This window comes from Clostridium transplantifaecale, assembly GCF_900626075.1.
In the GTDB taxonomy this organism is placed as follows: Bacteria; Bacillota; Clostridia; order Lachnospirales; family Lachnospiraceae; genus Otoolea; species Otoolea transplantifaecalis.
The window spans coordinates 657,489-679,783 of the sequence record NZ_UYZY01000003.1 but is presented as its reverse complement, the minus strand read 5'-3'; the positions used below and the strand labels follow the sequence as shown (position 1 = coordinate 679,783).

Here is a 22,295-nt window from a genome sequence, read left to right as displayed (position 1 = left end):
CTGACATCCGTCCCCCCTATAAACAATTTAACCCCTGAGGTATCATATCATTATGGCCTCAGGGGTTTATTCGTAAAACACTGTTATAAAATTCTATTTTGCTCCGTATTTCTCACGCAGGTATTCGATATAATATTTCGGGGTAAAATCTTCGCCCGTTACATCCTTCAGGATCTGTCTGCTGTTTTTCAGTTTGCCGTACTGGTGGATTCTGTCCCTGAGGTATTTCCTGATCTCCTCAAGTTTGCCCTCCCTGAGCAGTTCCTCCACGTCCATCTCCTGCTTCATCGTATGGTAGATCTGCGCGCCGAAAGCGCTTCCCAGGGCATAGGACGGGAAATAGCCGAAGGACCCCTGTGACCAGTGGATATCCTGAAGGATTCCCTCCGCGTCGTTTTCCGGACGGACTCCCAGGTATTCCTCATATTTTTTGTTCCAGATTTCCGGCAGTTTCTCTATCTCCACGTTGTCTTCGATAATCATCTTTTCTATCTCATAACGCACCAGGACATGGAGGGCATAGGAAAGCTCATCCGCCTCGGTTCTGATAAGGCCGGGGATTGTCTTATTCACTGCATTGATAAAGGCATCCAGGCTCACGCTCTTTAACGGAACTCCGAACATGTCTGCCACCGTATCATAAATCGGCTCCCAGAATGCTTTGTTCCTGCCGATGATATTTTCAAAGAAACGCGACTGGCACTCATGCATTCCCATTGAGGCTCCCTGTCCCACAAGGGTCTGCGTCAGATCGTCGCGGATTCCAAGCTCGTAGAGGGCATGGCCTGTTTCATGGATGACGGAAAAGATGGAGGAATCGATCTTATCTCCGTAATGAGTTGTAATCCTCACATCGTGGTTGTGCAGGTTTGTCGTAAACGGATGGGCGCTGACCGCCAGGACTCCTTTGTCAAAATCGAGTCCCACATATTCGGCCAGGAAATGTGCCACTTCCTCCTGTGCCTGCACGGGATATTCGGCCGTCAAAAAACTGTCGTCCACTTTTTTGGAGCGCTCCGCAGCATCGTGCAGCATGGGCACAATGTTCTTTTTCAGCTCGTCGAAGAACTGGTCCAGGTTTTTCATATCAAAACCTTTTTCAAAGGAATCCAGCATCACATCATAGAGCTTCTGTCCCTCTTTTGCCCGATAAGAGGCAAATTTTTTCTGGTAATCCACGATTTCTTTCAGAATCGGGGCATACTTTTTGAAGTTTTTCTCTTTTTTAGCCTCAGCCCAGACTCTGGTGGCTTTAGATGTCAGCTCCGCGAACTCGCGGTATTCCTGCGCAGGGATGCATTCCAGTTTCTCAATCTCTTCCGCCGCCTCACGGACAATAGCTTCTTCTGTCTCTGTGAGCCCGCTCTCCTGCCCGCAGGCTTTTACCAGCTTCTTCACATCCTCCGATGTCATGATTTCCATATACTGCTCCGACAGGGAACCAATCACCCTGGAAGTATAAGGTGCAGCTTCCTTCGGGGCCAGAGTCTCATTATCCCACTCAAACAATACCATAGAAGCCTGGATGGCCATGGCTTTTTCCAGGTATCCACTTAATTTCTCAAATGTTTCACTCATATCTTCTGTCTCCTTTGTTAAAACTGATTATAGACTTGTTATTAAGATTAGCATATTTTCACGAAAAAGAACAGGTAATTAATAGCAGTAGTAATGCCACTTTGTTTTCACATAGACGCCTTTTCCCTGTCTTCCGCCGGACTGCCAGATGACATTGGCGGGAAGGACGCTGCCATTCTCCAGAAGCGATTTTGCATTGGCCCAGTTTCTGTCGGTCGGCTCTCTGTAATAATTGCCGTCCCTGGTACAGGAATACTGGCCTTTCTGGAAGACAACTCCTTTAACCGAGTTTGGGAACGAAGGATGGTTCCTTCTGTTTAAAACAACGGAACCGACGTATAACTGTTCCTGATCCGGGCAGCTCTGGCACTCGCCAGCCAGCACATGGGCCATCACATAGAGGTCTTCTTCCGTGTAGGAAGCAACCGGCTGGGTCAGCGCCTCATCCGTCCCTTCCGTCTGCGTTTCCTGCGCCGGCTGGGCTGCAGGCTGCTCTCCCTGCTCTGTCCCTGCCTGGGCTGTGGCATCGGCGTTTACCGCGGTTTGCGTTTCATCAGTAAGAGCCTCCGAAGCCGGTCCATAGGCTTCCGTCACAACGGCCGCCTGTTCCTGGCCTGCCGCATCGCCTTCCGCTGCAAATAACGCTCCCGGCGCCATGTACAAAAGTGTAATTACCGGTAATATGCATAATATCTTCTTAATCATAATCCTCCTTAAAAAATAAGTTTCAGTTTCTTTACCAATATATGACGATTCGATTAAAAATATATTTATTTTGTCCAAACTTCTGATAAGTATTTGTTTATACAAAGGAATGGGAATGGTATTAAACGAGTTATTGAGTGCGGAATACCCAATAACTTCTTAACAGTCTGTCTTGCATATTGTCGTAAAAAGCGGTATACTTGATGCAATATAAGCTGACACACCAGGAGGAATTGCAATGATTGAGGCAACGAGCTGCGGCGGTGTGGTTATTTTTCGAGGTAAAATTCTGGTTTTATATAAGAACTACAAGAACAAATATGAAGGTTGGGTTTTACCAAAGGGAACTGTAGAACCGGGTGAAGATTACAAGGAAACGGCACTCCGGGAGGTAAAGGAGGAGACAGGCGTTACGGCCTCCATCATTAAATACATCGGTAAGAGCCAGTACACGTTCAACACTCCCCAGGATATGGTGGAGAAAGATGTACACTGGTATCTGATGATGGCTGACAGCTATTACAGTAAACCACAGCGGGAGGAATATTTTATCGACTCCGGATATTATAAATTCTATGAAGCCTTCCATCTGCTGAAGTTTTCCAACGAAAAGCAGATATTAGAAAAAGCATACAACGAATATCTGGATTTGAAGAAAAGTAATTTGTGGGGTAATAAGAAATATTTTTGAAAACGGAAAGCATGCTTTGCAGGCTTTTTATAGTCAATTAAACAGGACACCGGACAAAAAACGTTCCGGCGCTGAATGAACAGCGCCGGAACGTTTTTTATAAGGGTAATTATATATTTCACGTACCGCTTCTTATTCCAGGTTCCTGATATCCCGGTTCCTTCTGAAATACAGGCAGACCAACACTCCGGCAAAACCCAGGATGCAGTAAAGCATTGCCGCGCCGGACCCTTTTCCCGACCCGAACATCATGACCGCCGGGCTCATCGGCCCCTGAACCTTCATTAACGGTTCAAACACCTTATCCACCAGCACGCCGCCGAGCAGATAACCGAGCGGGATGGTGAAAAACTGCAGGGAATTCCTTACCGAATAAACTCTTCCCTGCATCTGAACCGGTATATTGGTCCGAAACAGCACATCCATGTTGGCGTTCATAAACGGGATCGTCAGCCATCCGAGGACCGCCCCGAGACACCATACCGGCACGGTTCTTCCGAATGCCAGGAAGAAATTTTCCGTACACATGGAAAACAGAAGGGAATTGCAGATCGTCCTGACGCGGTTCTTTGGCGCCGGAAATAAGGATGCAAAGATGCTTCCCGTAAGGCTTGCAATGCCGGTAAAGGTATTGACCAGGCCGAGGGCCGTCTTTCCGCCGCCCGCCCGTGAAAGCAGCATGGCGGGAAGGGCCGCTTCATAAATCGAGGCCAGCAGGTTGATGGCTGCCAGAAAGAGAATCAGACCCAGAATTCCCCTGTTTTCCCGGAGGAACTTAAGCCCCTCTCCCGCAGATTCCCGGAAGCTCTCTTCTTTTTCTCCCTGTTTACAGGACGTCTCCGGCACTTTGATAAAAAGAGCCAGCGTGATAAAGGCCACGGAAAAACTGATAAAGTCAAACAGGATCACCGCATCCATCCCTGCAAACGCCAAAACCGCCGTAGCAATCACCGGAGTCAGGATTGTAACAAGTGAATTCGAAAATGCCCTCAGCCCTCCGACACGCTGGTACTGCTCTTTCGGCGTCAGCAGACTGACCGCAACCTCTGAAGCCGGCTGCTGTACGGAATTAGCCATACCATTTACCGCATTAATCATGTAGAGATGCCATATTTCCAGATTGCCGGTCCTTAAAAGATTCCATACAATCAGGGTCATAACGGCCGCCAGGGTGTCACACACGAGCATGGTTCTCTTTTTGTTCCACTTATCGCTGAGAACCCCGGCAAAAATACTTAAAATAACATAGGGTGCATAGGAGCAGACTGCCAGAAACGCCGTAGTAAGCGCCGAGCCCTGCCGCTCATAAGACCATATAATCAGTGCAAAATTCGTCATGGAGCTGCCTAGGGTGGAAAAGGCCTGTGTGCTCCAGAGCGCCAGAAAAACCCGCAGGCTTTTTAACGCATCTTTTATCTTACCATATCTGTTACTTCTATTATTCTGATTCATAATGACTTTGCTCCTTTTACCGTAACCGTCTCATATTTTGGATGTAACGGTTCAATCGTTCCTGAACTGTTATGTTCGGTTTAAGTGCAAAGTCCTGCGGACGAAATATTGACGCTTATTCATTCCTCCATGCAATCCCGTCCGTTACAAGACTTTGCATGGAGTTCTGTCAATGCAGAGTTTCATCTCTTGATCCTCCCTCATGTTTAAATCTGTTACTGCTCACTGTTTTACTCTGTTGCTGTCTGTGAAAGGAACTGTAACGATGCTCTTTTACGGCTTTATCTTAAAACAGCATTTCTATAAATAATTTAATAATCAGCACTGCCGCGATGACAAGCATCATCGGGCGGATGAATTTGGCTCCCTTTCGGATTGCCATCCCGGAGCCCACATATCCGCCCAGAATTCCACATATGGCGACCGGTACCGCATAATTCCAGAGTATCTTACCCGCCAGCAGGTACGACAGGGTTCCGGCCAGCGTGGAACTGAACACGGCGACCTTGGCATTGCCGGATGCCTTGGTCAGATCGTAGCGCAGAAGTTTTGTATAGAGAATAATAGCAAGCGTCCCGGAACCGGGCCCCAGCATGCCGTCGTAGGCTCCCATCACCAGTCCTGTAAATACCCAGAAGACAATCTTCTTTGTCCCGGCCACCTCGTCCGAATGATCCTCCTCCGGGTACTTTTTATTAACCAGGATCAGAACCGCCACAAACGGCAGGGAACCGAGGAGCATTAAACTGAGCGGCCGTTCCGGCATCCAGAGTACAATCCTGGAAGCCAGGACGGAACAGCAAAACGTGACCGCCCCCACAAAAGAAGCCGCCTTAATATCGATCAGGTGGTTTTTTAAATATCTTCCCGCCGACATCGCCGTGCTGATATTACAGCACAGCTTATTGCATGCATACGCATTATGTACCGGCATGCCGGTAAAGAGATACGCCGGGAGTGAGAGAAGTCCTCCCCCTCCCGAAATCGCATCCACAAAGCTGGCCAGAAACATAATCGGGCATAAAAACAGCAGTGATGTTACATAGTCCATAATAACTTCTCCATCCTGTACATTTTATATGAGGACACTTCTCCGGTATCATCACCGTTTTCCGGTCCGTCATCTTTGTCCAGTACCATCATCGCTTCCCGGTACCGCTATTTCCCCAGATAGGCGTCGAATACGGTCCGTGCAATCGGGGCCGCCACCTTTCCGCCGGAGCCTGCCTCCTCCGCGATCACGCTGATTGCGATCTTCGGATTATCGGCCGGGGCGTAGCCCACAAACCAGGAATGCGTCTCTTTTCCCGTCTCAAACTCGGCGGAACCTGTCTTTCCGGCCACCGAATAGGACGCTCCACGGAGCGCGGAACCCGTTCCGAAATCCACCACGCTCTTCATCAGCTCCGCCATCATCTGTGCATCCGTAGCCGACAGCGGGCTGCCGGAGGACGACGGCAGAAATTTTTTCACGGTCTGGCCGCCGACGTTCTCCACATGATCAACCAGATACGGCTTCATCAATGTTCCTCCGTTGGCAATAGCCGAGACAATCAGCAGATTGTGCAGCGGCGTAATCTGGGTCTTCCCCTGTCCGATGGACGTCTGCAGCTTCTCCCAGTCATCTGCCCCTCCCGTCATCGTAAAAGAACTCTGGTTATAAGGCAGGGCATAGGGAAGGGAGGAATTAAACAGAAGCTGATCCGCCAGCGTATGAAAGCTGTCGGGGTTCAGGCCGAGTCCTATCTCCGCGAATGCCCCGTTGCAGGAGTTGGCAAAAGCCTGTATCAGATTCTGCTGGCCATGGGCCTCGCTGTGGTAACACTTGATCGTATATTCCCCGGTCTGGTAAGAACCGTCACAGTTAAATGTAAAGTCCTGCCAGGTGGAGGGATTTTCCCTGATATATTCGAGAGCCGTCACAATCTTAAACGTAGATCCCGGGGGATAGAGTCCCTGCGTCGCGCGGTTTACAAGCTGAGCCTTGGTGTTGTCGGGAGCAATCAGCTCCTGCCACTTCTCATCCACCAGGTTGGCGTTAAAATTCGGCTGTGAAACCATGCAGAGAATCTTCCCTGTATCCGGCTCCATGGCGATCACCGCTCCGCGGTTGCCGCCCAGTGCGTCAGATGCAGTCTTCTGCAGATTCAAATCCAGCGTCGTCACCACATTGTCGCCCAAATTCTTTTCGCCGCGCAGCTCGTTGATCACCTTCTCAAGCAGGTTGACATGGGACGAAAGCAGGTAAAAATTGGCCAGCGACTCGATTCCCGTCTTTCCGTTCAGTCCGGAATAGCCGACCGAATGCACAAACAGGTAGTCAAAGGGGTAATATCTGGTCTCCGTCCCGTCCTGGGAGACCCTGGTCTCCGCAAGCACCGTCTTGTCGCTGCTCATGATGCTTCCTCTGATAATCCGGTCGGCAAACTGGTCAAGTCTTGCATTGTAAGAACTGCCGATGACATTCTCACTCTTGAACTGGATGAACCAGCCAAGGTATCCGGCCATCAGCACAAATACTGCGGAAAAAGCATAGGTGAGCCTCAATATGTTCTTATTGGCCCTGGCCCTGCCATCCCCGGCATCCTTCCTGAATTTTTTAAAGCCCAGATCTTTGCAGGTCTTCTTTACCTGGAACCGCTTTCCGGCTCCTCCCTCCCGCTTTCCCAGAGCAGATAATTTATCTTTTCCGTTTTTCTTTTTTATCGTTTTGTCTTTGCCGGTTCTTTTTTCCCCTGTTTTCTTCTCTTCATTGGAGCTCTGATCACTCAGTTTCATAATCTTCCTCCTCTTCTTCATTTCGCTTCAGGATAAAGAGCCCCTGAATTACACCAAACAGGATGAATGTACTTAAGATAGAACTTCCTCCGTAGCTGACAAAAGGCAGAGTCACACCGGTGGACGGGATAAACTTGATAACGCCTCCGATAGTCAGGAATACCTGGATAATATAGACCGTCCCCAGCCCGAATGCGATCAGCTTATAGAAGACAGCCTGCATTTTCGTGGCAATCAGCATAAACTGTAAAAAGCAGCCCAGGCAGATCAGAATAATACAGAGCGCAAAGATACCGCCCAGCTCCTCCGATATGGCAGCAAAGATAAAGTCTTTCTCCACAACGGGAATCTTTTTCGGCATTCCCTGGTAAAGTCCCATTCCAAACCAGCCCCCCGTGCCGATGGCAAACAGCGCCTGGGTGACCTGATATCCTTTCCCCGCAATGTCATTCCAGGGATTCTGCCAGGCCTCCACGCGCACGCGCACATGGGAAAACATCTTATAGGCAGCCATTGCCGCTACCGCCCCGCAGCCCGCTCCGGCCCCCAGATAGAACCAGTTGGAAGTGGCGATGAAAAGCATCAGAAGATACGTCACAAAAAAGATGAGGGCGCTTCCCAAATCCTTTGACAGCACCAGTACCAGGACGTGAGCCGCGGCCACCGCCGTCGTAATCACTATCGTCCTGAAATCGGTGGACCGGTAAAACATCGTTGCCACAAAGAAAACAAAACTGATTTTGACAAATTCCGAAGGCTGGAAAGAAAAGCCCCCGATACTGATGGCAAGCTGTGCCCCATAGCTGGTGCTTCCCAGAATACAGACCGTAAGGAGAAGCAGCAGGCCGATGGTTCCGTATACCCACGGAATCTTTGACAACTGCCACGTCCTGTCGATGATAAAAGGAATAATCATCGTTATCACAGCAGCTATGGCCGCGATGACAAACTGCCTGACCGCCCTGTCGAAGGAAATCCTGGTCAGCATAATAAAGCTGACGCACAGGAGCATACACGTATTGTTGAGCAGCAGCCTGGACAGATTATGGTAAAACAGCCTGTAAAAGACCTGATACAGCAGGAAAAATAAAAGCTGGGCGCCAAAAAAAATCAGCGTCCTCTCATCCTCCGTCCGCAGATAAATCACCGCATATGCCAGAACATGGATAAAAAACAGAGCCACATTCTGAAGCCTGCATACCCTGTTCCTGGAATAATCATCCCTCATTGCAAAAAACCGGAAATTATAGTATGTGTAAATTGCTATCAGCAGTATCATCAGATACTTTGATAATGTTGTAACAAGATTAATCACATTCTCACCTATTCAATCCCTCGTTTAAAGTGGCCTCTTGTAAAATCCCCCCGAAGCTCCGTCTCTCTCCCTTCCAGGAAACAGCCGGTAAATGCTCCGATCACAGTCCGTATTTCTTCTCTGCTCTCGGTGGTGAAATTCAGTCTCAGGCCCTCTGGTCCCAGCCTGTCTATAATCCTTCTGTCCTTTAAAAGAGACAGAGGGCTGGAATTATAAATTGTATTATAGCAGAAACGGCAATGGTTCTTTACCGGGAATTCCTTGCCCATTCTGTCCTTCAGGGACAGGAGCTCCGGCTTCTTCGTACAGGCCGCCACCGTTTTCTTCATGCATTGGGCCGTAACCATCATCGGAAGACGCCCGTAGACAATCAGCTCGCCGCCGCGGCATCCTTTCTCCTCCAGCTCCCTGCTGTTAAGCTCCACCGGGAGCGTAAAGCGGAACCGGAATCCGGACGCCATCCGGGCCGTCATCTTCTCAGCTTCCCTGTTCATCGTATAAATCCCATAGTCCATGAGGATGGTAAGCTCCTTCAGAGCCGGGAATTCTTCCGCCCATCCGCGGATCAGCCCGATTTCCTCCCACGCCCTTACGACCACGCCGTCAAAGCCAGCCAAGATAAAGGCGTCCCTGTTTTCTTCAAAGAAGCGGGAAGCTTCCTCCCTGAAAATGTGGGGAAGCGTGAGGTAACAGCGTTTCCCCGCCCGGTGGCAGCGCTCGGCTGTCTTCTTCCAGGATGCGGCGTCAAAACCGGCGCTGTCCAGATAAATGCTGTCTACGCTCTTCTCCTGCAGGACCGTTTCAAAGGATTCCGGCTCCTCTAAAGATACCGTGAGACGGTAGGGCGTATTCTCCCCGCCCGTTTTGTTCTCCTTTGACAAGAGTTCATTAGCCGCGCTCCCGCTGGAAACGCTCCCGGCGGAAACTCGTCTGAACGGAGCCAGTATTTTTTCTTCCAGTTCCGTAAAAGCCTGTCTTCTCAGTTCATTCAGCTCCTGGATCGGCACAAAGGGGTTTCCCGCCGTTTCCACCTTCAAATCATCAAAATAAAACGGCGTATTTCCCGTCTTTCCGATCTGCTTTGCGATTCTCTCCTCCGTGGCCGGCTGGTTCTTCGCCGGTTCGACCACGCCGCCCGAAACGGTGACGGATACGCTTTCGCTCTCCTGTGACTCCCTCATTCTCCGGTTGCAGGTAAGTGTGAGGGACAGCGGTTCACCCTCCCTGACAACGGCTGCTCCGGCGACGGGTTCCCTGACGACAGCCTCCACATAGGTCTGGTCAAGATACTGGTACAGTTCCCTGTTCTCCTCGCGGAAAGCCGGTTTTTCCTTCATCACGACCATATCGCGGCCGTTGTGCTGCCTGTAATATCCCTCGGTCTGCCCTCCGCGGTCGAAGAGATCCAGGAGTTTCTTCCTGTCCGCCGCGTCGACGCGGTAGCCTTCCCTGCCCTTCTCCAGATAGAGGTCCGCATATTTTCTGTATATGCTTACCACGCCCGCCGTATAGCGCGGACTCTTCATTCTTCCTTCGATTTTCATCGAATAGACGCCTGCCTCGACCAAATCCGGCAGAATGTCCAGGGTACAGAGGTCTTTCAGGCTCAGTACGTAACGCTCGTCTTTATTATTTAACGTCTTTCCTTCCTGTTTCACATCAAACGGAAGGCGGCAGGTCTGGGCACATCTGCCCCGGTTGCCGCTGCGTCCGCCGATCAGGCTGCTGAACAGGCACTGACCGGAATAACAGTAGCACAGCGCCCCGTGTACAAAGCTCTCGATCTCGGCTCCCGTTTTATCATAGATTTCCTTTATCTCCCGCAGGGACAGCTCCCTGGCCGTGACAATCCGGCCGGCTCCCAGCTTCATCATCAGCTCGGCTCCCAGCGGGCCGGTAATTGTCATCTGGGTGCTGGCATGAACCGGAAGCTCCGGAAAGTGCTCTCTGATATAGGAGAAAACTCCCATATCCTGGACAATCACCGCATCCAGTCCCTGTCTGTAGTAGGGCTCCAGGTACCCGTATAAGCCCTCCAGCTCCTTTTCCTTTACCAGTGTGTTTACCGTCATATAGAGCCGGCAGCCATGCAGATGTACATAGTCGATTGCCTCCAGCATCCTGTCTTCGTCGGGATTATCGGCATAAGCCCTGGCGCCGAAACGGCTGCCTCCGATATAAACGGCATCCGCGCCGGCCGCCACGGCCGCCTTCATACTTTCAAATGACCCGGCCGGAGCCAGAATCTCTACTTTTTTCTTCATAATTGCAAACTCCGTTCTCTAAAAAAAACGACAGGCTGATGTACCGCAAAGCCCTCTCAGGATTCTGCGTTTCCATCAGCCTTCTTTTATCTGTGAATGTGCGCGGCCACCGCGTGGCTTTGCTACTCCGCCTGCTGTTCCTGCTTATTGTCACTGCCGCGGGCGCTCTCCAGAGCTTCCAGCGCCTTATATTTTTCAAGTTCCACCTTGATTGCCTCCAGCTTCATCTGCGTGCTGACCAGCTCATGTTTCAGGCGGTACGTCTCCTTCTCAAGCTCTTCCTTCTGGGCGGCCAGAAGTCCGGCGTGCTCCCGTTCCTTGAAATAGTCATCGGCAATATTTAAGTATGTCATCACATTCTGATAATCTTCCGGCTGCTTCCTGAAACCGTCCTGCCTCTGCAGGCCGGCAATCTTGTCATTTAAATAGCTGGCAACCTGCTGGAGGTAACTTTCTTCCTCCAGGCCGCCCAGTGTATATATCTTTCCGGCAATTAAAACGTCTGTATAATTCTTGGAACCCATCTTTTCCATCTTCTCTTTCATTTGTAATTTGGAACCGTCCAATCTCCATCGAACAGTTACTCTAATTTATCTGTTGCTGCAGTCCCAGGTGATGATAGGCGGCTTCCGTCGCTACCCTGCCTCTCGGCGTCCTGTTAATAAATCCATTCATCAGAAGATACGGTTCGTATACATCCTCAAGCGTCCCGGAATCCTCCCCGAGAGCCGCCGCCAGCGTGTCCAGTCCCACTGGGCCTCCTGAAAATTTCTCAATCATAATCGTAAGGATTGCCCGGTCGTTATTATCCAGACCCAGTTTATCCACATCCAGGATATCCAGGGCAAAATCAGCGACTTCCTTTGTAATCACCCCGTCATACTTCACCTGGGCAAAATCCCTTACTCGCTTAAGGAGACGGTTGGCAAGCCTCGGCGTACCCCGGGAGCGTCTCGCAATCTCAAATGCTCCCCGCTCTTCTATCTCCACATTCATCACTCTCGCAGAACGGAGAATAATGGTCTTTAACTCCTCCGGCATGTAAAAATCCATCTTCTGCACGATGCCGAACCTGTCGCGGAGCGGCGCCGTCAGAAGTCCTGCCCGGGTGGTTGCCCCAACCAGCGTAAACTTCGGAAGTTCCAGACGGATCGAGCGGGCGGTTGAATCTTTTCCCAGCATAATATCGATCGCATAATCTTCCATCGCAGGATAGAGAACTTCCTCCACCTGCCGGTTCAGACGGTGAATTTCATCTACAAAGAGGACATCGCCCTCCTGGAGACCGTTCAGTATTGCCGCAATCTCTCCCGGCTTCTCAATCGCCGGACCGGAGGTCACTTTCATCTTCACGCCCATCTCATTGGCGATAATTCCGCAGAGCGTCGTCTTGCCGAGGCCAGGAGGCCCGTAAAACAGGACGTGATCGAGAGCCTCCCCCCTCGACTTGGCTGCGTCTATGAAAACCTTCAGTGTGGATTTTATCTTTTCCTGGCCAATGTATTCACTCAAATACTGGGGCCGCAGGCTGCTCTCTATGCGCTTGTCCTCTTCCGTAATCTCAGTTGTAATAATTCTCCTGCTCATATTGCACTTCCCGCTCTCCCACTCTTATAAAAATGCCAGAAACTTGAGGGATGCCTTGAGGACTGCCTCCGCATCCATATCGTCCGTTATCTGTACACTCTTCACTGCCTTTGATGCCTCCAGATTCGTATATCCAAGAGCCACCAGCGCTTCCACTGCTTCCCTGCCCGCTTCTTTCGTCAGAGGCATAGCAGTTCTCTCCTCTTCCATACCGGCAATTCCGGCAAGCATCTGCTCCGCGCTGACCTTGTCCTTCAAATCCAGGATAATCCTCTGCGCCGTCTTGGCCCCCACTCCCGGAGCCTTTGAAATTGCCTTGGCATCCCCTGTGAGGATCGCAAGCCGCAGATCATCCGGCCTGAGCGCCGACAGGATCCCAAGCGCCCCCTTGGGGCCGATCCCGTTGACACCAATCAACTGTTTAAACATCTCCAAATCCTGGCGGTTCAGGAAGCCATACAGGCTCAAATCATCCTCCCTGACCTGCAGGTATGTATATATCTTCACTTCTTCACCTAGAGGCGGAAGCACCTCCAGTACGGAGAGCGGCACGTAGATTCCAAGCCCCACCGGACCCGCTTCCACCACAATCCTGTCGCCCGACTTGTCCGCCAGAGCTCCCTTTACATATGAAATCACGGTTTTTCTCCTTAATTGCTGCCTTTTTCTGTCTTCTTAACCTTATTTGCCGTCCGGCTGTTTTTCCTGTACGCCTGCGGTTCTTTGCCGCTTTATTCTGCGTATTTATAACTCTGCTTTGCCGGTTTGTAACTTCACGGCCGCCTTATATTACTGTATAAAGCACAACATCCACCGGCCGATTTAACTCCGGTTTCATGCTCTTTTAATAGAAGTTACTATCCTCAATATCATACCATACGGAGGGGAGCAATGCAAGGTGTGTCGAACAAATATTCTGGGGGCTTTAGTTGCGAAGGGAGAACGCCGCCGGGACGGCCGGAGTTCGGAATGGTGAGCGGGAGGTTGTGAGTCTTCAGTCCCGGTTTGTAGGTTGTCGCGGGTGGGGCAACACACTTCGCTGAGTCTTCAGTCCCGCCGACCACCTGCCCGGGGAAGGAAGGAGAAAACTTTCCGAAGGGGACCTTGGAATCCGCCGGTGCTTGCTGAGGTTTCTCACGAAGCTAGCACCCGCTGCGCATTCCAAAAGCGGGAGCGAGTCCCCGCAGGAATTTTTTCTCCTGGATTCCCCCTCACGACAACCTGCAAACCGGGACTGAAGACTCATGAACCCCCACCCACTCCCCCGTCCGCCATCTTACAGAGGCGTCCTCGCACCTCAACTAAATCTTTACTTTCCCTGTTTTTCCTAATATAATACTATCCATACCCATTTCAACCAATGCCCGCATTTTTTACCAGAGGGAGTTATCTGCATGATTACAATAGAGAAGAAAGTAGATCTGGAAATTACATATCCGCTCGACTCAATCGGCGAGCTGGAAAAGCTGTTGTTTTTTGATATTGAAACCACCGGATTTTCCGGTGATTACTCTACGCTGTATCTGATCGGCTGTACGTATTACCTGGACGGGAGCTGGCACTTGATTCAGTGGTTTGCCGACACCCTGAACGCGGAGGAGGAACTCCTTCATGCGTTTTTCAAATTTATGGAACAGTTCCGGTTCCTGATCCATTTTAACGGGGACGGTTTTGATATTCCTTACCTGCTGAAAAGGTGCAGAGCCTATGATCTGGAATATGATTTTCAGAAAATTGAGAGTATCGACATTTACAGGATCGTCAAGCCCTATAAAAAGCTTCTGGGGCTTGAAAATATGAAGCAGAAAAGCATTGAATGTTTCCTGGGGGTCTGCCGTGAGGACCAGTACAATGGAGGGCAGCTTATTGAGGTGTATAAAGATTATCTTGTCACCCATGAAGATTTTCTGTACCGTCTGCTGATTCTTCACAATGAGGATGATTTAAAGGGGATGCCGTCTATTCTTCCGATTCTCTTTTATCACGATTTTCTCAGGGAAAGTTTTACCTACGCAGGACAGGAACTCTGTGAGCTCAAAGATGCCTTCGGCTCTCCGGTAAAGGAACTGAAGCTCTGTTTTGAAAGCACGATCCCGCTGCCCGTGCCGGTCCAGTCGGACTGCAGTCCATATACCCTGGATTTTTCCGGGCGTCTTTTGACCGTCACGGTTCCGCTCTTTGAAGGGGAATTAAAACATTATTATCCTGACTACCAGAACTATGTGTATCTGGTGTATGAAGATAATGCAATTCACAAGAGTGTCGGCCAGTACGTGGAAAAAGAAGCCAAAAAGAAGGCTACCGCAAAAACCTGCTATACCAGGGTGTCCGGCACCTTCATTCCACAGCCCTGCGAAATCTGGGACGGCTGTCTTAAAACCGATTACAAAGATAAGCTCACCTATGTGGCCTTTCGGCCGGAGTTGTTCGCGGAGGACACCGCCGTCCGGTATCTGGATGCGGTTCTGAAGAAGCTCATCGGCTGAGACAGATGCGAACCGGGCAAAGCAGATATAGAAAAAAATCACTGTTACTGTTCACAGAAAACCCGGAGGTGGGGCGCGAAACGGCATTTTTGCCGTTTCTGCGCATCGCGCAGCCTGTTACCGGACACGGAGTGAACAGTAACAAATCACTTTCTCTTCCTGTGGCGCAGCAGTTTCCTCATATAATCAAATGTTTTTTCTTCTCCCTCGTCTTTCAGCATCAGAAGAAGTTTTTCTAATTGTACCCTGGTTTTCTTATGCATCACCATATAGTCCATTCCCCGGTTATAGTATTCCCAGGGGCAGGCGTCCGTATATTCATCACCTTTGTAGACCTTGGAAGCGGCAATCCGATCCATCACCATCTCCACCAGATAGTTCAGGGGCATCTCATTCCCAATCAGACCGTCCGCCTTATTAGGCGCAAAATCTATCCAGTATTCAAAATGGTGCTTATTTCTTCCCTTATGATGCAGCCAGGCCACGGAATAGCCCTTTTCTTCCTTCTCCGCCGCATTAGGGCTTCTGTCGCCCTGATAGTATTTTACTCCTATTTTAAATTCCTCCCAGGAATATTTAGACAGATCGTGGAGCAGGCCCTGCTTATAGAGTCCCACTTTAAAACAATTCTCCATTACCATCTGCTTATGTCTCGTTATTGTCCTGAAATGATGGACTGCATTCCAAAGATTCATGATTCTCTCCCCGCTGATTGCGCATCCGATTTATCCGGAAGGTTCTGGTTTCCCCCGAATATCGCCTGATACTTATTTTACAACAGCCCTCTCCTTTTATCAACCACGTTTCTCCCCTTCTTTTCTCTCTTTTTATCACTGTATTTCACTCCCGGAATCCCCTTTTTCCCATACATTTTTACCATAAATACCCGTATGTTGTAAAATGATTGAATTTTCCCTGAAATTCCCTGAATTTCCCATAAAACTGTTTGACAGTCACCCCAAATTGTGCTATTCTGAGAACAGGCTGTAGATAGCTACAGTTAAAACATTTTTTTTATTTTTTTGGAGGTATCATATGAATAAAGGTACAGTTAAATGGTTTAACAACCAGAAGGGCTACGGATTTATTTCTGACGAGCAGGGAAACGATGTGTTTGTACACTACTCTGGCCTGAACATGGACGGATTCAAATCTCTTGAGGAAGGCGCTCAGGTAGAATTTGAAGTGGTTAACGGAGCAAAAGGCCCACAGGCAACCAATGTAGTAAAGCTTTAATCATCAACTTTCCAGTGTACCTCTTTCCATAATATGTTTAATATATATTTTGTGAATAAGCTATATTGAAATAAGTAAAATGATTACAATTAAGAGCCATCCACCCGGATGGCTCTTTTTGTTGAACGGCAATGAAAATCGGTTGGACGGGGCGGTGCAGTGGCGGCTAAGAATGATTCCGCCTATATCGGCAGCATTCCCGACACCACCATAAACGACAGCATCAGCAGGCTGAATCCGTATACCGGTAGAAGGGAATATTTTAAATGGCTTTTCATCTCCACTCCCGCCAGTCCCAGCGCCAGATACGGCGTCGCGTTAAAAAGGCTTAAGTTGGCACTGATCACTCCGGTTGCAAATACAGCGCCAAGCACCTGAACCGGCGTAAAACCAAACGCGGCTACCATGGGGATAATGGCGGGCAGCACCACGGAATTCTTGGAACCGCCGATTGTGATGGAGAGCAGCATACTGAAGATGCAGAGCACAAAGGGCAGATGTGAAAGAAGGCTGCCCGAAGTATTAGCCACCATCCAGTTCGCCAAATCGGCGATAGCGCCCGTCCCCTGGTTTACGCCCACCATCACGCAGACTCCCAGAATCGTGACTGCCATGTCAAGCGCCATCGGCGCCTGTTTTTTCAAATATTCCCTCTGTCTTCCTATATCACGGAAGTTAGCCACCAGCAGAATTCCGAATGTGAGGCCGAAGGCAAAATTCGTTTTCACTATACCGCCCAAAAGCGCCGCCATCAGACACAGGGTGACAATCCCGTCAAACACCGCAACTCCTTTTCCCAGGGGAAATTCAAGAGGTTTATCTATCTCCCGCTTCATCTCCTCAAATTCTTCCCTGGTCATTCCCGCTCCATGGCGTTTTTCATATGCTGCAAGAGGGATACAGAGGAGAAAAAGTGCTGCAAGGGAAAAAACCAAAACAGGAATCAGCCACAAAAATAATTCGTACACATCGACATTGACGTAAGCCGCCGCCTCACAGAGCCCCGGCGCCCAGGGAAGCAGACAGAGAATCCCCGACGCAAGACTTTCTATCAGCAGCAATGCCTCACTGCGGATTTTCTGTTTTTCATAGACGGGACGCATGGTCGGTATGGTACAGATTGCCGTCGTTGCCCCTGAACCGTCCAACTGGGTCAGGACGCTGATCAGCGCGGTAACCCACATCGTGCCGGCAATGCTGTTGCCCAGAAACCGCATGACCAGACGGATCAGAGCCTGAAATACACCCGCCTCATGAAGCAGTCCAAAATACAAGACGGCAAAGACCATTAAAAACAGAGTGCCGGAAATGGCTTTTAACCCCTCTCCAATAAAACCGTTAATTTGTGCAGGGCCAAAACCCATGAGCAGGCTGGCGATAATAGGCACTGTGCTGAATATCACTCCCGGGCAGCTGACTCCCCGAAATAGCAGGATAATAATGAGTACCATCATAATCAGAGTTATTATACCGTTCCACGTCATCCGTTGTACCTTCCCTTACTGCGGCACGGCGTACGCTCCGGAACCATATCTTGCCGTTTAATACTATGCCGCGATGTCTGTTATTTATCATTTCAGTCATATCATAATTTTTTTCAGTCTATTTTACAATGGATACTCTGCACAATAGGGACTCCCTTTCAATGGGCAGTCTTGTCTCCGACGCCCTCCCCCTTATTATTTATCTCTGCTGTCCTTTATCTCCGTGCCCTGCATCCGTCTTTTTCAAAAGCCTCCTCCGCAAAGGCCGCAATTTCCCGCCTCACATCTTCGCGCCGGCCATAGTACAGCAGATGGTTTGCCTCCTGATAAAACACGGCCTTGGCATGTTCAATGGCCCCTATCGGCTGGACCGTTTTGCCAAGAGGAACCATTGCATCCTTCATGCCGATCAGCAGAAGCACCGGGAAATGAATTTCAGAGAGCGCCTTTAGCACCTCCTCGTCGGTCTTCAGCCAGGGAAGTGTAATTCCCGGCTGGATCCTCATCTCCTCCGGCCCCATATCCATTTTCATCCGATAAATCGTCTCCGCTTTTTGTTCAAATTCCGCTTTCAGCTCCGGATCATCCCCGAACTTCTTGGCAAAATAGAGAATCCGCTGTTTGTGGTACATGGCCAGCTGTTCCACGGCCGCCCGGCTTCCCACCGCGTCAATCGTATATTTCCGGCTGGGTGAAATAGCTCCGATGCTTCTGGAGTGTGGGCCTGCCGCCAGCCCTGCAAAGCCGGTTAAAAGTTCCGGGTGGCGCAGACAGAGATGCCAGCCGACTCCTCCCCCGTCGGAAGCGCCTGTATACAAAAATCTCCCAATTCCCATGGCGGCGGCAAACTCCGCTACATCGTCTGCCCAGATATCATACCATTTCTCCCCATAATCCTCCATGACGTGGGCAGACTGCCCATACCCCCTCATCTGTATTGCAAAAACGTGGAAGCCCTCTTCCGCCAAATCATAGGGCCATCCCTTCCGATCCGGGTCCAGCTGCTGCATTGCCGACAAAATACAGCGTTCTCCCTGTCCAAACTCCTCATAGTAAAGCTTCGTATCCTTTAATTCTAAAAGCATTCCTTTCTCCCTTCCAGGCCTTATGCCTTCCGGCGGCCTTTTTGTTACTGTCCGCAGGTAATATTCATAGTTACTGGCCGCACCGCATTGTGCTGTGAACAGTAATGATTCGTATCGTGTTTTCGTGTGCATTTCGCACATTTTCGTTGAAATTTGTCTAAAAAGCTGATATCCTAGTGCTAAAATGAAAAAGGAGGCCGTTCCGTGTTCACATTTCCGATTTTAGCGCAAAGTTTTTCCGACTGCCGGCTGCAGAGCCTGTTCTCACCGGGCAGCAATCTGACCGTCAGTAATATACAGCTGCTTTCCGAAAAGACCACTGTTTTTGAAAAGCAGACCGTTTACATCGCCGATTCCCGGACTGCGTCCAGGCTGTGGCGGCAGGGGCTGATTCCGGACGGAACTATGCTCCTTCTGTCGGAAGACGGCCCCGCAGCCGGCGTTTCGGACGGACACCCCTTCGGCAGGTCGGACATTTCCTTTCTCTCCTGCCGTCTTCCGGCCGGGGATATATTAAACCGGGCCAACAGCTGTTTTTTCGACTTTACAGGCTGGATGAACCGGCTCTGCCTCCTGGCCTGCCGCAATAAAGAGATTCAGCCGCTGTTAAATGAGGCCGCTTCACGGCTGCATGTTCCTCTGTTCCTGTTAAACGGCGGATACCGTCTCATCGCCTCTAATGTGGATTATGCCTTCGAGAACGCTTATATCCAGCAGCTCCTGTCCTTCGGCTACCTCTCCGCCGACAGTATTGACACGTTTTTAAATTCGCCTGTTCCCGGACAGAAAAAGGATTTAATCCCGAAAGGCATTTATGAAGCTCTGTTGGAACCGGACAGCTACGGCCTTCTGGCCCCTTTAAAATACCATTCCAGCACCTATGGGCGCCTGCTGGTATTTTCCGAATCCGCAGGCCGGGATCCGGCCCTGTTTGACTATGTAAAACTGCTTGTCTCCCTGATCCGGGAACATTCGCTGATGCACAACAGGGAAGAATTTGAATCCAACGCCGAGTTTTCCTCTCTGATCGGCGATCTGATTGAGCGCAGTATATCGAGTGAAGAGGAGCTTCAGAGCCGGCTGTTCCGGCTGCCGTTCCTTCCCCCCAATTTTTATACATGCATCGTAGTCACCTTTGAACCCGGTCAGAAATCCCTGCCGACCGGCCTGATCCTTCATACCCTGTCGGAGATTTTCCCGCTCTGCCAGACCGCGGTGTATCAGGGTGATTTAATTCTTCTTGTAAAAACGGCAGAAGATTCCTGGGATATTCCGTTCGACGGAGAGCGCCTGCAAAAACTGCTGGAACGCTACCATGCGTACGCCTCCATCGGCAATAAATCCGCCTTTGTCTCCTCTATCCGGCCTATTTACCTGCAGACAAAGGAGGTAATTTCCCTTGGCCGCGCCCTGAGCGGCAATTCGGGGCAGAGAATTTTCTATTACGACGATTACACCGCCTACCATCTCATCGATCTCTGCGGCCGCTTTGGTTATGACTTTCACGAAAATAACCTGATTTACCTGTGTACGCCGAAATATACGGTACTGAAGCGCCATGATATCGAGGAACATGATAACCTCTGTGAAATACTGGAAGCCTATATCAGGAACAACTGCAATACCACGAAAACGGCAAAGGACATGTATCTTCACCGGAATACCGTCATTAATAAGATAGACCGGATCGAGGAGATAATCGGCCGCAGCCTGGATGACTGGAACCTTCAGATGATCCTGATGCTCTCCTCTATGATAGTCCGCTATGCCGAAAACTACCGGCGGGAGGATCTGCTTCATCCGGTTAAAAAATATTCTCCTGCGTCCGAATAAGACGCACGGCTAAATCTGATTCTCTATTTTATCGGGATTCTCCGTAAAAAACAAGTGAATTCCCGGACTTTTTTCTATATTCCGACGATTTATGAATCCTGCCCAATGGCAGGATTTTTATTTGTGCAAAGCGTCCATTGCTGTGGCCGGAAGAAAAAACTATGATACAACTAGAAACAGACGCCATATGTAAAAACAGGCGCTGAAGAGAAAGGAATCATATGAACACTGATTTTACAACTGTACAATCCGAACCGTCCGGTTTTGTAACCGTAGATACCCCCTGCGGTAAAATTGAAGGTTTTCGCGGTAAGGAGGGCATTCTGACCTTCCTGAATATCCCATTTGCCACCGCAGAACGCTGGCAGCCACCAGAAGAAATTGTGTCCTTTAGCGGAACCCTTCCTGCAAAGGCATTCGGACCCGCCCCGATACAGGCAGAGCCGGATCCGTTTTTTGCCGAGCGAAACGGTGATTTTCCCCATGTCCCCGTCTCCGAGGACTGCCTGAATCTGAATATCTGGGCGGCCGATGTGACGGCTCCCAAAAAGAGTGTGCTCTTCTGGGTATACGGCGGCTCCTACATCATGGGATATAACTATAAAAGGCTGAATCTGCCCGAAAATCTGGTTAAGGCCCATCCGGAACTGATCGTCGTAGCCTGTAACTACCGGGTAGGCGTGCTGGGCAGCCTGAACCTCTCCTTCCTGGATCCGGACGGCAGATACCGTTTCAGCAACAACCTGGCTCTGCTCGATATTATTGCCGCTCTCAAATGGACTCACCACAACATCGCCTCCTTCGGCGGAGATCCCGGCAATGTCACCCTGTACGGCCATTCCGCCGGTTCCAATGCCATCAGCCATCTCCTGGTCATCCCGGAGGCCGAAAATCATTTCCAGAAAGCGGTCTGCCAGAGTTCCTATATGACCGATCTGGGCACCGTAGCCCTGGATACCAGCGAGGAGATCGGCAGAGCATTTTTTGAGTCGGCGGGAGTTTCCACACTTTCGGGCGCTTTATCTCTGTCCCCCGAAGAAATACTGGCCGCGCAGAAAAAACTCTTTGCCGTCCGCTTTGGCGGCAGCAAAGCCAGCAAACTCTTCTCTCCCGTCCAGGACGGACTGACCGTCGGCACGGATGCTTTCGAACGCCTGGCAAAAGGTGAATTTAAGGTAAAGGCGCTGATGATCGGAGGCAGTGAAGGTGAATATGATCAGATGTTTTTAAAGATGGATGCTGAGGAGACTAAGGCATCCGTTATTCAAAGAAATACCGATAAAAAGGTAACGGAAAACGATATGGAAGCCTTCCGCCGTCTACATCCGGAGATGAGTGACAAGGAGGCTTATATGACGGTACACAATGTTCTCGGCCTGCGTTTAGGCGGCGAATGGATTGCAAGGGCCTGCTGTTCCCATATCCCGGTCTATCAGTTCACCTTCCGCCTCCGGGATCCAAAGGAAGGATTCAGAGCCCTGCACGGCGCTCCCTGCAACTATGTTTTCGGAAACCTGATTCCCAAAGGCTCCCCGGAAAAATTGACGGAACAGATGATGGACGTCTGGGCGGCCTTTGCCGGTTCCGGCAACCCTAATGTGCCGTCCATTCCTCACTGGCCAGCCTATCATCCTGACGGGGATGTCATGGCAATCGGCGAAACCTGGAACCTGGAACCTGGTTATTGGAAAGCGGATTTTGCGTTCTGGAGAGAGCGGTTTGCAGAAAACGGTATCCTGGCCGGAACGGCTGATTGAATGAAACTACCGGAAAAACAAAAACGTATAGAAGGGGCGCCCGC

The 22,295-nt window shown here is 50.1% G+C and carries 18 protein-coding genes; 5 read left to right on the top strand and 13 right to left on the bottom strand.

The window, feature by feature from the left end:
* Positions 1 to 93: 93 nt before the first annotated feature.
* A complete protein-coding gene (locus EJL91_RS14500) occupies positions 94 to 1,578 on the bottom strand; it encodes a carboxypeptidase M32 (RefSeq protein ID WP_125142666.1) in 1,485 nt (494 codons plus the stop codon).
* Positions 1,579 to 1,656: 78 nt separating this feature from the next.
* A complete protein-coding gene (locus EJL91_RS14495; RefSeq protein ID WP_125142665.1) occupies positions 1,657 to 2,283 on the bottom strand; it encodes a cell wall hydrolase in 627 nt (208 codons plus the stop codon).
* A gap of 238 nt (positions 2,284 to 2,521) precedes the next feature.
* On the opposite strand from EJL91_RS14495, the gene EJL91_RS14490 reads away from it, so the two are divergent.
* Positions 2,522 to 2,974 carry an NUDIX hydrolase gene (locus tag EJL91_RS14490; RefSeq protein ID WP_125142664.1) on the top strand — a complete coding sequence of 151 codons (453 nt, stop codon included), beginning with the start codon at positions 2,522 to 2,524 and terminating at the stop codon, positions 2,972 to 2,974.
* A gap of 132 nt (positions 2,975 to 3,106) precedes the next feature.
* On the opposite strand, the gene EJL91_RS14485 is transcribed toward EJL91_RS14490, so the two are convergent.
* The 8 genes from EJL91_RS14485 to ruvA form a co-directional block, all read right to left on the bottom strand.
* Positions 3,107 to 4,426 (bottom strand): MFS transporter, encoded by a 1,320-nt coding sequence (locus EJL91_RS14485; protein ID WP_125142663.1) that lies wholly within the window; start codon positions 4,424 to 4,426, stop codon positions 3,107 to 3,109.
* A 286-nt stretch (positions 4,427 to 4,712) separates the two neighbouring features.
* Positions 4,713 to 5,477 carry a sulfite exporter TauE/SafE family protein gene (locus EJL91_RS14480; RefSeq protein ID WP_125142662.1) on the bottom strand — a complete coding sequence of 255 codons (765 nt, stop codon included), beginning with the start codon at positions 5,475 to 5,477 and terminating at the stop codon, positions 4,713 to 4,715.
* A gap of 107 nt (positions 5,478 to 5,584) precedes the next feature.
* Positions 5,585 to 7,204 (bottom strand): peptidoglycan D,D-transpeptidase FtsI family protein, encoded by a 1,620-nt coding sequence (locus EJL91_RS14475; protein WP_125142661.1) that lies wholly within the window; start codon positions 7,202 to 7,204, stop codon positions 5,585 to 5,587.
* Positions 7,191 to 8,519, bottom strand: coding sequence for an FtsW/RodA/SpoVE family cell cycle protein (locus tag EJL91_RS14470; RefSeq protein WP_125142660.1), 1,329 nt, complete (start codon positions 8,517 to 8,519; stop codon positions 7,191 to 7,193). Before EJL91_RS14470 ends, EJL91_RS14475 begins: the two co-directional genes overlap by 14 nt.
* Positions 8,520 to 8,527: 8 nt before the next feature.
* A complete protein-coding gene (locus EJL91_RS14465; protein WP_125142659.1) occupies positions 8,528 to 10,783 on the bottom strand; it encodes a U32 family peptidase in 2,256 nt (751 codons plus the stop codon).
* 122 nt (positions 10,784 to 10,905) lie between these two features.
* Positions 10,906 to 11,328: a cell division protein ZapA gene (locus tag EJL91_RS14460; protein ID WP_243125357.1), complete on the bottom strand. Its 423-nt coding sequence runs from the start codon at positions 11,326 to 11,328 to the stop codon at positions 10,906 to 10,908.
* A 40-nt stretch (positions 11,329 to 11,368) separates the two neighbouring features.
* Entirely contained in the window at positions 11,369 to 12,370 is a 1,002-nt protein-coding gene (gene ruvB / locus EJL91_RS14455; protein ID WP_125142657.1) for a Holliday junction branch migration DNA helicase RuvB, read from the bottom strand.
* 24 nt (positions 12,371 to 12,394) lie between these two features.
* Positions 12,395 to 13,009 carry a Holliday junction branch migration protein RuvA gene (ruvA, locus tag EJL91_RS14450; RefSeq protein WP_125142656.1) on the bottom strand — a complete coding sequence of 205 codons (615 nt, stop codon included), beginning with the start codon at positions 13,007 to 13,009 and terminating at the stop codon, positions 12,395 to 12,397.
* A gap of 755 nt (positions 13,010 to 13,764) precedes the next feature.
* Here ruvA and EJL91_RS14445 point away from each other — a divergent pair.
* A complete protein-coding gene (locus EJL91_RS14445; protein WP_125142655.1) occupies positions 13,765 to 14,856 on the top strand; it encodes a ribonuclease H-like domain-containing protein in 1,092 nt (363 codons plus the stop codon).
* 146 nt (positions 14,857 to 15,002) lie between these two features.
* Here EJL91_RS14445 and EJL91_RS14440 read toward each other — a convergent pair whose 3' ends face one another.
* Complete coding sequence (locus EJL91_RS14440) at positions 15,003 to 15,551, bottom strand: DUF5662 family protein (RefSeq protein ID WP_125142654.1); 549 nt, start codon at positions 15,549 to 15,551, stop codon at positions 15,003 to 15,005.
* A 340-nt stretch (positions 15,552 to 15,891) separates the two neighbouring features.
* Between EJL91_RS14440 and EJL91_RS14435 the strand changes: the two genes are divergently transcribed.
* Positions 15,892 to 16,092, top strand: a complete 201-nt coding sequence (locus EJL91_RS14435) for a cold-shock protein (RefSeq protein WP_003503473.1) — start codon at positions 15,892 to 15,894, stop codon at positions 16,090 to 16,092.
* Positions 16,093 to 16,274: 182 nt separating this feature from the next.
* On the opposite strand, the gene EJL91_RS14430 is transcribed toward EJL91_RS14435, so the two are convergent.
* Both EJL91_RS14430 and EJL91_RS14425 read right to left on the bottom strand, forming a co-directional pair.
* Entirely contained in the window at positions 16,275 to 17,576 is a 1,302-nt protein-coding gene (locus tag EJL91_RS14430) for an SLC13 family permease (protein WP_125142653.1), read from the bottom strand.
* Between the two features lie 215 nt (positions 17,577 to 17,791).
* Positions 17,792 to 18,661 carry an alpha/beta fold hydrolase gene (locus tag EJL91_RS14425; RefSeq protein ID WP_125142652.1) on the bottom strand — a complete coding sequence of 290 codons (870 nt, stop codon included), beginning with the start codon at positions 18,659 to 18,661 and terminating at the stop codon, positions 17,792 to 17,794.
* A gap of 204 nt (positions 18,662 to 18,865) precedes the next feature.
* Here EJL91_RS14425 and EJL91_RS14420 point away from each other — a divergent pair, with 204 nt between their 5' ends.
* Both EJL91_RS14420 and EJL91_RS14415 read left to right on the top strand, forming a co-directional pair.
* Positions 18,866 to 20,494, top strand: a complete 1,629-nt coding sequence (locus EJL91_RS14420) for a PucR family transcriptional regulator (RefSeq protein ID WP_125142651.1) — start codon at positions 18,866 to 18,868, stop codon at positions 20,492 to 20,494.
* Between the two features lie 221 nt (positions 20,495 to 20,715).
* The gene (locus EJL91_RS14415) at positions 20,716 to 22,251 is read left to right on the top strand and encodes a carboxylesterase family protein (protein ID WP_125142650.1); all 1,536 of its coding nucleotides are present in this window, start codon (positions 20,716 to 20,718) and stop codon (positions 22,249 to 22,251) included.
* Positions 22,252 to 22,295 lie beyond the last annotated feature (44 nt).

What these genes read in the sequence shown, in the direction of transcription:
- EJL91_RS14500 (WP_125142666.1), bottom strand. Translation starts at nt 1,578, where the DNA reads ATGAGTGAAACATTTGAGAAATTAAGTGGATACCTGGAAAAAGCCATG.
- EJL91_RS14495 (WP_125142665.1), bottom strand. Translation starts at nt 2,283, where the DNA reads ATGATTAAGAAGATATTATGCATATTACCGGTAATTACACTTTTGTAC.
- EJL91_RS14490 (WP_125142664.1), top strand. Translation starts at nt 2,522, where the DNA reads ATGATTGAGGCAACGAGCTGCGGCGGTGTGGTTATTTTTCGAGGTAAA.
- EJL91_RS14485 (WP_125142663.1), bottom strand. Translation starts at nt 4,426, where the DNA reads ATGAATCAGAATAATAGAAGTAACAGATATGGTAAGATAAAAGATGCG.
- EJL91_RS14480 (WP_125142662.1), bottom strand. Translation starts at nt 5,477, where the DNA reads ATGGACTATGTAACATCACTGCTGTTTTTATGCCCGATTATGTTTCTG.
- EJL91_RS14475 (WP_125142661.1), bottom strand. Translation starts at nt 7,204, where the DNA reads ATGAAACTGAGTGATCAGAGCTCCAATGAAGAGAAGAAAACAGGGGAA.
- EJL91_RS14465 (WP_125142659.1), bottom strand. Translation starts at nt 10,783, where the DNA reads ATGAAGAAAAAAGTAGAGATTCTGGCTCCGGCCGGGTCATTTGAAAGT.
- EJL91_RS14460 (WP_243125357.1), bottom strand. Translation starts at nt 11,328, where the DNA reads ATGAAAGAGAAGATGGAAAAGATGGGTTCCAAGAATTATACAGACGTT.
- ruvB (WP_125142657.1), bottom strand. Translation starts at nt 12,370, where the DNA reads ATGAGCAGGAGAATTATTACAACTGAGATTACGGAAGAGGACAAGCGC.
- EJL91_RS14445 (WP_125142655.1), top strand. Translation starts at nt 13,765, where the DNA reads ATGATTACAATAGAGAAGAAAGTAGATCTGGAAATTACATATCCGCTC.
- EJL91_RS14440 (WP_125142654.1), bottom strand. Translation starts at nt 15,551, where the DNA reads ATGAATCTTTGGAATGCAGTCCATCATTTCAGGACAATAACGAGACAT.
- EJL91_RS14435 (WP_003503473.1), top strand. Translation starts at nt 15,892, where the DNA reads ATGAATAAAGGTACAGTTAAATGGTTTAACAACCAGAAGGGCTACGGA.
- EJL91_RS14430 (WP_125142653.1), bottom strand. Translation starts at nt 17,576, where the DNA reads ATGACGTGGAACGGTATAATAACTCTGATTATGATGGTACTCATTATT.
- EJL91_RS14425 (WP_125142652.1), bottom strand. Translation starts at nt 18,661, where the DNA reads ATGCTTTTAGAATTAAAGGATACGAAGCTTTACTATGAGGAGTTTGGA.
- EJL91_RS14415 (WP_125142650.1), top strand. Translation starts at nt 20,716, where the DNA reads ATGAACACTGATTTTACAACTGTACAATCCGAACCGTCCGGTTTTGTA.